This is a genomic window from Halomonas sediminis, assembly GCF_044871105.1.
In the GTDB taxonomy this organism is placed as follows: Bacteria; Pseudomonadota; Gammaproteobacteria; order Pseudomonadales; family Halomonadaceae; genus Vreelandella; species Vreelandella zhuhanensis.
Genome location: NZ_CP085246.1, coordinates 1,667,270 through 1,679,570 on the forward strand (window position 1 = coordinate 1,667,270; position 12,301 = coordinate 1,679,570).

The following is a 12,301-nucleotide window of genomic DNA, read 5'->3' on the forward strand; positions in this document are numbered from 1 at the left end:
TCGGTCGTATGTATAGCCAGCTGGCGATAAACGGACACATGCGGTATCTCTCGCATAGTGTAAGTGAAGCGGTGGAGGGTGCGGGCTGGTGAATAAACGTTATCGGGTTGTCCCGTTGGATATTAACGTTTTCGACTACAACAAGATTTGAATCACTGAGTTGAAGGTCAACGTTTGAGCGGCACATGAGGCCTTGGGATTGGTACGAGACTAGGTGTTTGGTCCCGGAGTGTAATGGTTTATGCAAGCCAGGCATACCATGGCGCGAAAGCTACTGGCGAGCTTGTCATAGCGCGTAGCGACGCGCCGTAGCTCCTTGAGCCAGGCGAAGCCGCGTTCAATCACGTTTCGCTCCCGGTACTTGGTCATCATGCCACCTCGACTCCGCCCCAGGGCATGGTCTACGGGTTCTTCCTGTTCCCCCTTTTTACCCCCCTCCAGAGGCGGCCCGGGTGGCGCGGATCAATGTCGAATCGATCATCCAGGTGTCCAGGTCCATCAGACCATCCTCGCGATGCTTGAGCTGTAGGCGTGCCAGCACGGCGTCGAAGGTGCCACCATCACGCCACTGACGGAATCGGGCATACACCGTGGTCCAGGGACCATAGCGTTCCAGCAAGTCGCGCCATTTGGCCCCCGAGTACAGGACCCAGAAGATGCCATTCAACACCTGGCGGTCATCCCGCCTGGGCCGGCCCATCTCCTAGGATGGTGAGACGATGTCCTTGATCAGCGCCCAGCTGTGCTCGGAGAGTTCGTAGTGTCCTGCCATACCTCACCTATGCGGCTGTAGCATGGGCAATCTACTTTTCGTAAAAAATCCAGCACGATACAACAAGGTAGGCTATACGAGTATATAAGCGGAGACCCGGAGAAACTGGAATGAGAAAATTTAAACTGATAGCAAGTATTGTAACGGCGATGACCGCCCTCAATCTAACAGCGGCTCACGCTGAGGAGGTGACACCTCTGTTTCCTCTGCCATTTACCCCGGACTTCACCCGAGGGTCTGGCTGGGGAATTGCTCTTGGCTTGGGAGTTGAATACGAAACAGCCTACGCTGGTTCGGACGAATATGAATTTGAACTGGATCCGGCCGGAGCCATCCAATGGAGAAAGAGAAACCACCTTTTCTCTTGGGAAGGGCTGGAACTGTCATGGACGACTCGCCAGAAGGATCAATGGTACATCCAGGTCGACTTGGGTTTCGATGGTGAACGTGAGGAAGGTGATTCTGATGACGGCAGGCTGGACGGCCTTGATGAGAGGGATGATGAGTTTACTGGCACTGGTGAGGTCAGGTATGCCTTTGATGGCGAGTGGCGAAATTATATTGGTACGCGGATTTCTATGGGAGATAGCGATTTCGGTGCGCTGGGGTTCCTTTTGGCCGGGCACCGGTTCGGCTCCCAGCAGGACGGAAGCGGAACAGAAACTATTGTCTATGTCAAGTTTGGTGACAGTAACAACCTGAATAGAGAATTTGGAGTTAGCCCATCAGAAGCCACAACATCCGGACTTGCAGAGACGGATTTAGATAGTGGCTACCGCTCTACCGGCCTTCGACTTGTTGATCGACGCTATTTGAGCGAGCATATTCAAATCGTTTCCGGCCTGGAACTGGAGTATTACAGCAGCGATGTGCGAGATAGCCCCATTGCCCGCGAAGACTTTGCGGCGGAAGTAGAGCTGGCTATGGTCTATCACTTCTAAGCATTGCCACCTAGGTGTGTGGTCCCGAAGAGTAATGGTCTATGCTACGAACTATTATCGTAGGATGATCCATGGCTCAGATTCTTCATAAACGCGCCACGACCACGCACGCCATCCGAACAGACATACAGCGATCGACGGATTCGGTCGCGGCACTAAGTCGTCGCTACGGTCTCAATCCCGAAACCGTGCACAAGTGGCGTGACCGGGATACCGTCGAAGATACCCGGATGGGGCCAAGGCCCCTCGTTCCACGTCACTGACATCGCTGGAAGCCGCCGCCGTCACCTTCCGGCAGAAGACCTTGCTGCCACTTGATGATTGCCTTCATGCCCTTCAGCGAGACATCCTTTCGCTAACCCGGTCGAGTCTGCATCGGCTTTACCAGCGGCATGGCATCAGTCAATTACCGAAGGATAGCGGGCACAAACGCGAGAAGAAGCCATTCAAGCGTTACCCGATCGGTTACCTGCATATCGACATCAGTGAAATTCGGACGGGCGAGGGCAAGGCCTACCTGTTTGTCGCGGTGGACCGAACGTCCAAGTTGCAATGGCAAAAAGAACCTGAGAGGTTTTATGATAATCCTAACCAGTACTTTGCGGGACCAAACACCAGAGAAGGTATCTCGCCGGAGCTCCCTGCTGATTGTACTGCTATGAAAGCTAGATTCTTTCCCAAAAAGCACTTACCTTGTGACACTAGGTCCTTGGGTTATAAATAGAGTTGTCGATTGATGATAATCATTTGCTGTTAGCAGTTTTTTTCATGTCTTTGTTCTCCATCCTAGCCAGAATTTCTTTGGCACTATCGAAAATTTCTTTCTTCCAGTTCTCCGGACTCAACACTTCCACGTTAGCCCCCATGGCCATCAGCCACCAGAGGGTTTGCTGATCATCGGATACCTGGGCTTCCAGGTGTTGCCAAAGGCTATCAGCGACGCCTTGGAATCGGAACGGTAAAGCACTTTCTGCTCGGGGAAAAGAGTGGATGCTGCCCAGATGGCTTGCCCCTTTCGACAATAAAGCGCACCGGCGCTTCTTCGATGTGCCAGTTCATTCCGGCTTGTTGCTGCCAGACGTCCAGCGGTTGGTTGCGGGAAAGCTGTTGCCCCAGGCCATGCCAGGGGGTATCGCCAACGTAGGCCATTTGTTCAACGAGATGTGCCATGAAAATGACTACTTTAAAACACGAAAACGCCGGCGGGTAGCCAGCGCATCAGGTTGGATAAGAAAGAGGGTTAGCCGCCAAGCGGCGAGAGGATCAGGAGGGGAGGCCACTGAGAGCGTCGGCTGACGAAAAGCATAGCCGCACGACAAGCACAGCCAGGGCGTGCCTTCGCCGGGCGGCATCCACTGAGAGAAACAGCGTTGCACGGCAAGAGAGCCCGCTAACCCACCGGTACTTGCGCCCATGACCGCCATAGGTAATTTGGCAAGTGGAAAACGCGAAGCAGGGTCAGGGGTGCCATCAGAGCTGAACGCGCGATAGGCGCCAACGGCTCCACCCATCAGTGCGCCACTGGCAATACCGAGGTGCCGGGCTATCTCGAGGTTGAGCGTGCGTGTGGCTGTGCAGCGTAAACAAGGTGGGGGCATAGAGCGCACTCCTGTGAATGAGAAGGTCCCAGGGGCTGGGGGTCACAGGAGTGATATAGGTCTCAAATAATGTTGAGCACAGTTTCCCCAGTCTGAAATCCGCAGCCCAATCGGGAGCAACAACGACATAGCGACGATCAAACTTTTGCGCAGCCTTGATCGCATTGACGCTCCAGCCAAGCAGGGCGATATAGCCCTTGTTCGGATCCTTGGGGGTCTCGGTTCATTTAACCGAGTCCATTTCTGGATCACGCCAGGCTGCTACCGCTTCGGGTAATTGCTTTTCTGATGTTATCGACATTCGATGTTCACCTTTGCTGGTTAACCCAGACTGATTGCGCCGACATTGGAGCGCACCAGGTGAACTGAGCTGCAGTCAGCGTTATTCTTGTTCAGAGGCGTTTGAGTAAGCCAGCACTAGGGGCTGACGGATCCGGCTCGCCATCGCCTTGCCCCGAGCGCTGGCGACCATTCCCGGCATCGACAGCCGCCTGCAGCGCTATTTCCAAAAGTTCGAGAATGCCCAGCAGGCGCTGGATGCGGTTATCGAGGACCTGAAAGGCGGTCGCGACATGCTGCATCGTGACAACCTCACCCTGAACGATGACCAGCAGGCCCTGCGCGATATCCTGCGCGAGCTGAACCGCCAGATCGCCGCCGATGATCCGCGGCGTCGCTTCCTCGAGGAAGAACTGCTCTTTCCCCTGCGTCAGCGTATCGTCGACCTCCAGCCGCAACTGGCGGTGAGCCAGCAGGGCGTGCTGGCGCTGGAAGTCATCAACGTCACCGTCTCGGCCCTCACCGTGGCGGTCTGTGGCCATGGCCAACCAGCGCTTAGTGCTGGATCGCATCGAAGCCCTCAACACCACCACATCGCAGATGATCGGCGGGACCGCCAAGGCGCTGCGCCAGCAAGGTGTGGATATTCAGAAGCGGGCATCCGGCGCGATGCTCGACGTGCAAGTGCTCGAGGAGGCCTTCGGCGAGGTGATGGGCGCGATCGATGATCTCTCGACCTATCGTCAGGAGGCCCTGCTCCGGCTGGATGAGCAGATCGACCTCCTGGCGACCCTGTCGCAGCAGGGCAATGCGTCCATCGAGCGTCTCCGAGAGGGTAACGAGGCACAACCGCGGAATGGCCGCTTCCGATAAGCCCGCGCCGTGACTCGCGCGGTCTGAGCGCAGTTTCGCGTCGGCGGCAGGGATGTTCTACGCTTGGGAAGAACTCCATGACATGGCCGACCCGAGGAGACCCCGCCATGACCAGCCAGCCCTTTCTTACCGACATCAAGACGATTCGCGACCGTGCCCGCCAGCATATCGAAGACGGTGCCGTCACTGCCGGATACAACGCCGATCGCGAGACGGTGATCCGGCTGCTCAACGAAGTACTGGCCACCGAGATCGTCTGCACGCTGCGTTACAAGCGTCACCAGTACATGGCGACCGGCCTCAGCGCCAAGGTGGCGGCAGACGAGTTTCAGGAGCATGCCAGACAGGAACAACAACACGCCGACTGGGCGGCCGAGCGTATCGTCCAGTTGGGCGGTGAGCCTGATTTCTCGCCAGAAGGCCTGGTGTCGAGGGCACATGCAGAATACGTGCCCGGCGAGAACCTGCGGGACATGATCAAGGAAGACCTGATCGCCGAACGCATCGCCATCGACAGCTATCGTGAAATTGCCGCCTATCTCGGCGACCAGGACCCAACCACACGGCGCATCATCGAGGATATCCTCGCCCAAGAGGAAGAACACGCCGACGACATGCAAGGCCTGCTCGAGGGGCTCGACGCCCTGCAACGCAACAACGCCTGACCGCTGAACTGTATTCGACAGGAAATTGACGCTATGTCCAGCCCTGAGTACAAGCAGAAAGTCGGAAACAGCCTTTGAAAATTCACAATAGGTGTGAATCTTGAATTCCAGGTAGATGAGGCGAGGCTTTTCTTGATCTGGGTCATTTCAGAGTGACTTTGAATTTTTGAGCGCTGCTAACTTAACTTAGATGAATTCACACCTAGGTTAGGGAAGTTACCTTGGCGGCATGGGGTGACGAGCAAGGATACGCTCGATATGGCCAGGAGGCCTTGCCCCATACCTGTTTCCATTGTCCTGTTTTCTAGCCTGCCCGCAGGGCGATTTTTATTTCTAGCTCCTCTCAGCTATTTTCTCCCAACTCTAGAGAACGTTCATGATTGACCAATCCGTTCGCATTGACCTCGCTGATGGGTCTTCCTGGTACTTTCCTTCGGATACCACGTTGAAGGAAAGGGCCGGCCTGGTGCTTTCACATATTCATGCCACGCTCAAAGATATTGAATTGAACTACGATAACGTCCGGCATATAACCGACGACCGACGGCGTCAGTTGCTCAAAAAACTTACCTATGAAATGGACTTTGCTACGGGACTGCTGGAAGAAGCAGCCTGATTCCTTTCTGTTTGTTCTCCTTGATTATCCACCTCAGTCAACCATCAGGCCGTTTCGGATGCTTCGGTGGCATCGCCAGTGACGTGTCGCCATGTCTCATCCGTTCGAAATGCCGCAGTTCTCACGTCCTGCCTTCGGAAATATTGCACTGCACAAAAAACCCTGCTATTGTGCACTGCAACAGAGCGGGAATCTCCCGTTCCATCGCATTCAGAACCCGGAGGTTCTCATCATGACCAACGCATTTGACACCAAGCAGATCACTAATCAGTTCGAATCCATGTTCTCCGGTCCGGCTCGCGCCTACGCCGAGCTTTCCATGAACTATACTGAGAAGCTGGTCAACGCCCAGCAGGACGCTGTCAAGGCTTACTCCGAGACTAGCCTGACGCAGCTGCGCAACCTCATGAACGTCAAGGATGCCGAAGGCCTCCGCGAGTACATGGAAGGCCAGCAGCAAGTCGCCAAGGACCTGACCGAGCGCCTGAAGGGCGATGCCGAGAAGGTCGTGGCCCTGCAGCAGGACTTCGTCAAGGATAGCCAGAAGCTGACCGAAGAGAACGTCAAGCAGACCCAAAAGGCTGCTGAGAGCAACGTCAAGCAGGCGGCTGACACTATCAATACCACCGCCAAGACTGCCAAGTCTGCCTGATCCAGGCGCTGGCCATGCCGGCGCACTGAAAGGGTAATATCAAGGGCCGCCGATCACCGATCGGCGGCCCTTTTATGGGTGCGCCAGGCATGGCGCGCAGCGCCTTGACTGGCGCTGTTCTTGGGGGTGACCCCGGCCCCTACCTGATTCTGTATGTTTTTAACCCACACTTTTGCATTGGCTTCTGTTGAAACGCACAGGATGCCTTTGGACGAATCTCCCTTTTGGGACATCGCAGTCTGTGGCTTTTGCTGCCACCTGAAACTGCTACCAGCTCACTAAAATCGCGTATTTGCTTATGTAGGAATGACAGAAGCCTTCGAGTCCGCTACTGTCGTTATAAGCGTTGCAAGCAAGCCTCTGACGCAGGACGTGGGCTTTTAAGCAATGCCAATTGTTTTCTGTGCATTTAGTTTTAATGGCATATGTAGCTAAACGACCCAAAGCGGCCATCTCGACAAAGGCATCGAGCATCTCGGTCCGTGTTATGCCGCATGCACTATAATTGGTGTTATATTGCCGAATTATACTTAGTATTATGGTTTTTCAGTAGATTTAGGTAGGAGGCGGCGTGCGGCTTAATATTGTTGAACGCGCGAGCGTGCTCAGCCAATATCAGGGCGTGCTGTCTAATGCCTGTTAGCAGTAACATATGCCAGCAAATCAATTGGCGGATCGGAGCAAAAATGAATAAGGCGAAAAATATTTCTGATTGGATAGGGCGTGCTGTTTATGGGCTCATCAGCTTGAGCTTGGGGATTATAAGTCTCACAATGATGGGCGTTGCCTTATGGGATATATGGCTCTCGTTACACGAAAAGACCTTGCTTATTGCAGCCCTTCTTAATGCCATCGGCTTGATCGTGATTGGAATGGCTGTTTTTGATGTGTCCAAATTCTTGTTGGAGGAAGAAGTTTTCAGCAGCAGTGCTACGAAGTCGCCTGAAAAACAGAGGGAGGCTTTATTAAAGTTTCTCGTCATAATTGCCATTGCTATAAGCCTGGAATCCCTAGTGTTCATTTTTGACGCCGGGTCAAAAGACATTACTACGTTGATCTACCCCACTTTCTTGTTAATTGCAGCTATTTTGTTGGTAGTCGGTCTTGGTGTATATCAAAAGTTGACTCGTGATGAAGTCACATAGCCACTATACAAAACGTTATCACGGTTTCTGCTCGAATATTGCCGTAGCATGATTTATTGGTGATAGCACACGCATGGAGACCAAGAACAAATAGATGACAGCTAACAATTGGATCAAGTTGACGTATTCCGCGTTGCTCCATGCGCAACTTACCTGTGGCGTTACATCAGCTCTCGCTGAAATTCCGCTCATGGCCGAAGGGCGCGGAGTAGCTAGGTTTTGTACGAAAAGCCTTATCTGCTAATTTTAGCTATGCAAAAGCAGCATAGGGGAAAGCAATGGTCGGACGTTACGAGATCTCAGATGACGGCTGGGCACAGATTGAAGATATCGTGTCACCCCCTCAAACCATGGGCAGACCCAGGCGTGATGACCGACAAATGCTCAATGGCATCTTCTGGGTATTATGCTCTGGCGCCAAATGGCGTGATTTACCCGAGCGATATGGTCCTTGGTCGACGGTGTATGACCGGTTCCGCAAGTGGCGTGATGACGGCACCTTTGAAGCGGTTCTTTCTCGCTTGCAGCTCAAGTTACGTGAAGATGGGCTTATGGACCTGGACACGTGGATGATCGATGCCACTTCCGTGCGGGCCACACGCGCTGCCGCTGGAGGCGGTAAAAAGGGGGCTCGAAAGAACCGCTAGATCATGCGCTTGGCCGTAGTCGCGGGGGGTTAACGACCGGGGGGTTAACGACCAAAATACATTTGGTTTGTGATCGCCATGGCTGGCCGCTGGCGTTCACGCTGTCTCCTGGTCAAGAGGCAGATTCTCGGCACTTCGTTCCGACATTGGAGAGAATTCATCTACCAGGTAACGTCGGGCGACCACGCAAACGTAGTCGCTATATGGTGGCGGATAAAGGATATGACAGCGATGAGTTGCGTCATTATTGCGACAGACACGGCATGAAACCCGTGATTGCTCAGCGCAACATGCACCGAAGAACACGGCCTGGGCTACCCAGACGGTTCGATCAACCCAAATATCGGCAACGGAATGCGATAGAACGCTGCTTTGGCTGGCTTAAAGAGTTACGCCGCATCGCCACACGCTATGAAAAGCTGGCAAGTAGCTTTAAGGCGATGGTATGCGTGGCATGCATCGACCGTTGCTTGCGAGCCAACTTTTCGTACAAAACCTAGTCTTTGGTCATCACCAACCAGCCCTCAACTGTTTCGGCACCATACTCTTCTTTCCAGGCCTTCAGTGTCTTCTGGTTGCCGCCGCGGGTCTCGACGGTTTCGCCTGTGTTTGGGTTCTTGTAGATCTTCAGCTTGCGCTTGGTACTGCTCGTGCTCTTGGCATTACTGTCAGCGGATTGGGTTGGACTCAGCTGCTTGATGACGTCAGCGGCGGACTTGTCGAATTCGCGCATCAAGTTCTCAAGGTGGTTCTTGAAGTCCATCTCGGTCTTGAGGCGCTCGTCGTTCTTCAGCCTGTCCAGTTCTTCCTCAAGCTGCTTTAGCTGCTGTTCTTTCTGTAAATAGGTATTGAGAATCGACACGGATTATCTCTCATTGGTCAGTGTTCTCGTAGATTATGGTCGCAACACACCAAAGATTAAATCAATACCAACCAAATTCTCTGTGAGGCTTGGTCAAGCTAGGATGGTCCGTTCAGCTTTTATATAACTGCCACAGAAAATATTCGGCGGTGTCAATGACAAGTTACTACACTATCATCTTTATCCCCTGCGAATAGAGGTGCAGTTATGACGGTACTCTCACAGCGGAGCCGGAATGCAGCAGCAGAGTTCGCACTGGTGGAAAACTTTTTCCTCCGTTCAAGCTACGGGGAAGCAAGGAGCGCCGCAGGGGCTTGCGATTTCACCTTCGGTAATCCCCACGAGATGCCACTTGCCGGTCTTGTGGAGACCCTCGCACGGAACCTTCAACCGCAGAATCCGGAGTGGTTTGCCTACAAGATTAGTGAGCACGAGCCGCGGACCTTCATTGCCAAAGCGCTTTCCAGCGAGCTTGGGCTTGATTTCGAGCCCGAGGATATCGCGCTGACGCATGGCGCTTTCGCCGCCATTGCGCTCGCCTTTCGCCTGGTGCTTGACGCAGGCGACGAGGTGGTCATCCCGGTTCCCGGCTGGTTCTGCTACGCCTCGATGCTGAGGGCTGCAGATCTCGTCCCGATCAAAGCCGGCCTGAGCGAACCTGACTTCGACCTTGACCTGGAAGCGATCGATGCTGCCATCACTCCTAATACGCGCATGGTCGTCGTCAACAGCCCTCACAACCCCACTGGCCGGGTGTATCCGCAAGAGCAATTGCAGGCGCTCGCCGATCTACTCGACTCTGCGTCCAACCGTATAGGCGCACGCATCTGGCTGCTCTCGGACGAACCCTACCGACGCATCCGTTTCAACAACGCGCCCTTCGTGAGCCCGGCTGCGCTCTACCCATGGACGTTGATTGACTACAGCTACGGCAAAGTGCTCCTTGCTCCCGGCCAGCGGCTCGGGTACCTGGCGATCTCACCCCGTCTCCCGGCAGAGCAGCGTGCGGAACTGCAGGGTGCGACTTTCTCCGTCCAGATGTCGATGGGTTGGACCTTTCCTAGCGCGCTCATGCAGTATTCGGTAGCTTCTTTGGAGAATGTGTCGATTGATCTTGATGCCCTCGCCGCGAAGCGGGATCTAATGCTCCACTCGCTAGAGCAGTGGGGCTATCAAATGGTTCATCCGGAAGGAACATTCTATCTGTGGGGTGAGGCTCCTGGGGGCGACGCGCTGCGCTTTATAGAAACCCTGGCCGCGCGATCCGTGTTCGTGTTGCCCGGCACTCTCTTTGAGCGGCGACGCCACTTTCGGATCAGCCTGACGGCCAACGTCGAGATGATTGAGCGGGCTTTGCCGATATTTCGGGACGCCGTAGGGTAATGGCTTGTTAGTACTAAGTCACAAATAATTATCGAGAGACAGGGTTATGGTCCGCTGGCGTCTTACCCAGTGATAGTACTGGTAGCCGCGTTCGTCGCTGGCAATAGGGGATAAAGCACAGCTATCGCCGTATTTCAGCTAGGTAGAGAACGGCGGGCCTTGCCCACCCAAGTTCAGCAACAGGATTTTTTAGCTGATGTCGGCGCAACGCGACCAGCAAAGCGTAGGCAGCCATCACCAGCGTGATATGGCGATGCCAGGTTCGTACCTCATATTGATCCAGTCCCCGTTGTGATTTGCTTTTCTGGAAACGGCGTTCGATATTCCACCGGGCCCCAGCTGCCAGCTCGAGGTCTTCGAGTGACGTACCGCAGGGCGCAAAGGTTAAATACGCCGTCATTTCCTGGGGCCGATATCCAGAGAACGTCGTACCAGTACCCCCTCGCTACCAACCCTCGAAAGGCCCAGATTCACCGGCAGAGATACCCCCTCATACTCACGGGGCCCCTGGCTAACCCGCCCCGTCGCTGAACGGGGTCCAGCAGGCCGCCCACTTTACGTTGTTCCAGCCCCTGCCAGACATACGCTTTACGGCTGACTGCTATCACATAGCCTTGACCACGCTCCTCCAGAGTCTACGCAGCTGAAAGAACTCGCCATAAACGGCATCTCCCGTCACCCAGCGGGCCGTGACGCCGCTATACAACGTCCGGTTCAGCATGTGAACGTTCAAGGGGAAGAAGAAAGTTAATACTGCGGTTATTTAAATTTAGGAGTCAAAAACTCCGTGTCACTTTGGTTTTACTCGAGTGTAGGCAGATCTATATCAACTATGCTGAAAGACCGCTTCTGGCCGGATGCCGGTCTTCAGGCTACTCTAATGGAGGAGGCAACTGACGACCCAAAGCGGCCTTCCCAGGAATTTTGAACTGTTAGCCCCCGAGAGAAAATGTGCGATGAACTTGGTTGTTCGTCAGGAGTTATCTTCAGATGCTGCGGCCATCCACGACCTAACGCGCGGTGCGTTCCTCAACGCACCGCACACGGCGCATACCGAACAGTTCATTGTTGATGCCCTGCGTAAGGCTGGTGCCCTTGCCATCTCGCTCGTGGCTGAGCAGGAGGGAGAAGTCGTAGGCCATGTGGCGATATCGCCGGTTTCGATCTCGGATGGTTCTGAGGGCTGGTATGGGCTCGGCCCAATCTCGGTCAAGCCGGAACTTCAAAGAAAAGGCATCGGCAGTCTCCTCATGCAGAGTGCTCTGCGTCTATTGCAGGAGCAGGGCGCGGCGGGCTGTGTATTGGTGGGAGATCCAGCGTATTACTCACGTTACGGCTTCAAGCCTGAATCCAGCTTGATACTGTCTGATGTGCCACCGGAGTATTTTCAGACATTGTCGTTTGGACCATCGTTTCCCAGCGGAGTGGTCACGTTCCATGAGGCGTTTGGTGCACGGGGCTAACAACGGTGTGGAGCCGATGTGGCAAAGCAGCGCAGCTCACCCAGGGCATTATATAAGAATGTGACAAAAGACTGCTCTTGGCCGTGGGTGGAAAAGTGACTGGTTATCAGTTGCTGGGTCACGATCAACAGAATGACTAGACCGTAAAGAAAAGGCACCCAGGACGGAGGAGGCGCCGTCCAGAGGACAGCGAGACTGAGCCCGAAAAGTATGAGACCAATCGACAGTACCTGAAGTGCAAATGCCAGCGTGCCCGCTGTCGGAAACAGAGCGAGCCAGCCCAATAGCAGGGCAGGCAGGAGCAACAGGGTGAGTTGCGTGATCCAGGTCATCATTTTGTCCTTGCTTCTTTTCGCCAAAAAGCTCGACGAGCATGACGAACCTACAGACGAGTCCGGTTACAAG

At 54.3% G+C, this 12,301-nt stretch carries 13 protein-coding genes and 4 pseudogenes; 10 read left to right on the top strand and 7 right to left on the bottom strand.

Annotated elements, in window-relative coordinates; all coding sequences use genetic code 11:
• Positions 1-210: 210 nt before the first annotated feature.
• Positions 211-772: pseudogene (locus tag LG290_RS07960) on the bottom strand (IS5 family transposase).
• A 110-nt stretch (positions 773-882) separates the two neighbouring features.
• Here LG290_RS07960 and LG290_RS07965 point away from each other — a divergent pair.
• Both LG290_RS07965 and LG290_RS07970 read left to right on the top strand, forming a co-directional pair.
• Positions 883-1,713 (top strand): MipA/OmpV family protein, encoded by an 831-nt coding sequence (locus LG290_RS07965; protein WP_499836927.1) that lies wholly within the window; start codon positions 883-885, stop codon positions 1,711-1,713.
• Between the two features lie 71 nt (positions 1,714-1,784).
• Positions 1,785-2,269, top strand: a pseudogene (locus LG290_RS07970) (transposase family protein); the annotation flags it as partial.
• A 187-nt stretch (positions 2,270-2,456) separates the two neighbouring features.
• Here LG290_RS07970 and LG290_RS07975 read toward each other — a convergent pair.
• From LG290_RS07975 to LG290_RS07990, 4 genes and pseudogenes are all read right to left on the bottom strand, one after another.
• Positions 2,457-2,735 (bottom strand): WCX domain-containing protein, encoded by a 279-nt coding sequence (locus tag LG290_RS07975; protein WP_499836928.1) that lies wholly within the window; start codon positions 2,733-2,735, stop codon positions 2,457-2,459.
• Positions 2,647-2,883 carry a hypothetical protein gene (locus LG290_RS07980; RefSeq protein ID WP_499837136.1) on the bottom strand — a complete coding sequence of 79 codons (237 nt, stop codon included), beginning with the start codon at positions 2,881-2,883 and terminating at the stop codon, positions 2,647-2,649. The genes LG290_RS07975 and LG290_RS07980 overlap by 89 nt, the downstream gene beginning before the upstream one ends.
• A gap of 8 nt (positions 2,884-2,891) precedes the next feature.
• Entirely contained in the window at positions 2,892-3,311 is a 420-nt protein-coding gene (locus LG290_RS07985; protein ID WP_499837137.1) for a hypothetical protein, read from the bottom strand.
• A 94-nt stretch (positions 3,312-3,405) separates the two neighbouring features.
• A pseudogene (locus tag LG290_RS07990) lies at positions 3,406-3,612 on the bottom strand (carboxylate--amine ligase); the annotation flags it as partial.
• 129 nt (positions 3,613-3,741) lie between these two features.
• On the opposite strand from LG290_RS07990, the pseudogene LG290_RS07995 reads away from it, so the two are divergent.
• The 6 genes and pseudogenes from LG290_RS07995 to LG290_RS08020 form a co-directional block, all read left to right on the top strand.
• Positions 3,742-4,463 (top strand): annotated as a pseudogene (locus tag LG290_RS07995) (toxic anion resistance protein); the annotation flags it as partial.
• A gap of 107 nt (positions 4,464-4,570) precedes the next feature.
• Positions 4,571-5,128, top strand: a complete 558-nt coding sequence (locus LG290_RS08000) for a ferritin-like domain-containing protein (protein ID WP_160419842.1) — start codon at positions 4,571-4,573, stop codon at positions 5,126-5,128.
• Between the two features lie 376 nt (positions 5,129-5,504).
• Positions 5,505-5,744 (top strand): hypothetical protein, encoded by a 240-nt coding sequence (locus LG290_RS08005; RefSeq protein WP_160419843.1) that lies wholly within the window; start codon positions 5,505-5,507, stop codon positions 5,742-5,744.
• A 232-nt stretch (positions 5,745-5,976) separates the two neighbouring features.
• Positions 5,977-6,396, top strand: coding sequence for a phasin family protein (locus tag LG290_RS08010; RefSeq protein WP_499836929.1), 420 nt, complete (start codon positions 5,977-5,979; stop codon positions 6,394-6,396).
• A gap of 686 nt (positions 6,397-7,082) precedes the next feature.
• Positions 7,083-7,541: a general glycosylation pathway protein gene (locus LG290_RS08015; protein WP_227842490.1), complete on the top strand. Its 459-nt coding sequence runs from the start codon at positions 7,083-7,085 to the stop codon at positions 7,539-7,541.
• Between the two features lie 278 nt (positions 7,542-7,819).
• Positions 7,820-8,688 (top strand): IS5 family transposase gene (locus LG290_RS08020; protein WP_499836930.1). Its coding sequence is split into 2 segments (ribosomal slippage): positions 7,820-8,162 and positions 8,162-8,688, totalling 870 coding nucleotides; the frame shifts between segments, so codons are not numbered across the junction.
• Here LG290_RS08020 and LG290_RS08025 read toward each other — a convergent pair.
• Entirely contained in the window at positions 8,685-9,050 is a 366-nt protein-coding gene (locus LG290_RS08025; RefSeq protein ID WP_499836931.1) for a histone-like nucleoid-structuring protein, MvaT/MvaU family, read from the bottom strand. The two genes, LG290_RS08020 and LG290_RS08025, sit on opposite strands and share 4 nt — an antisense overlap.
• 207 nt (positions 9,051-9,257) lie before the next feature.
• Between LG290_RS08025 and LG290_RS08030 the strand changes: the two genes are divergently transcribed.
• Together LG290_RS08030 and LG290_RS08035 are read left to right on the top strand one after the other, a co-directional pair.
• Positions 9,258-10,433 carry an aminotransferase class I/II-fold pyridoxal phosphate-dependent enzyme gene (locus LG290_RS08030; protein ID WP_499836932.1) on the top strand — a complete coding sequence of 392 codons (1,176 nt, stop codon included), beginning with the start codon at positions 9,258-9,260 and terminating at the stop codon, positions 10,431-10,433.
• 956 nt (positions 10,434-11,389) lie between these two features.
• Positions 11,390-11,896, top strand: a complete 507-nt coding sequence (locus LG290_RS08035; RefSeq protein ID WP_499836933.1) for a GNAT family N-acetyltransferase — start codon at positions 11,390-11,392, stop codon at positions 11,894-11,896.
• On the opposite strand, the gene LG290_RS08040 is transcribed toward LG290_RS08035, so the two are convergent.
• A complete protein-coding gene (locus tag LG290_RS08040; protein WP_499836934.1) occupies positions 11,893-12,231 on the bottom strand; it encodes a hypothetical protein in 339 nt (112 codons plus the stop codon). The genes LG290_RS08035 and LG290_RS08040 overlap by 4 nt on opposite strands.
• Positions 12,232-12,301 lie beyond the last annotated feature (70 nt).

Coding starts and splice junctions, on each gene's coding strand:
- LG290_RS07965 (WP_499836927.1), top strand. CDS start 883: ATGAGAAAATTTAAACTGATAGCAAGTATTGTAACGGCGATGACCGCC.
- LG290_RS08015 (WP_227842490.1), top strand. CDS start 7,083: ATGAATAAGGCGAAAAATATTTCTGATTGGATAGGGCGTGCTGTTTAT.
- LG290_RS08000 (WP_160419842.1), top strand. CDS start 4,571: ATGACCAGCCAGCCCTTTCTTACCGACATCAAGACGATTCGCGACCGT.
- LG290_RS08035 (WP_499836933.1), top strand. CDS start 11,390: ATGAACTTGGTTGTTCGTCAGGAGTTATCTTCAGATGCTGCGGCCATC.
- LG290_RS07980 (WP_499837136.1), bottom strand. CDS start 2,883: ATGGCACATCTCGTTGAACAAATGGCCTACGTTGGCGATACCCCCTGG.
- LG290_RS07985 (WP_499837137.1), bottom strand. CDS start 3,311: ATGCCCCCACCTTGTTTACGCTGCACAGCCACACGCACGCTCAACCTC.
- LG290_RS08030 (WP_499836932.1), top strand. CDS start 9,258: ATGACGGTACTCTCACAGCGGAGCCGGAATGCAGCAGCAGAGTTCGCA.
- LG290_RS08040 (WP_499836934.1), bottom strand. CDS start 12,231: ATGATGACCTGGATCACGCAACTCACCCTGTTGCTCCTGCCTGCCCTG.
- LG290_RS08005 (WP_160419843.1), top strand. CDS start 5,505: ATGATTGACCAATCCGTTCGCATTGACCTCGCTGATGGGTCTTCCTGG.
- LG290_RS08010 (WP_499836929.1), top strand. CDS start 5,977: ATGACCAACGCATTTGACACCAAGCAGATCACTAATCAGTTCGAATCC.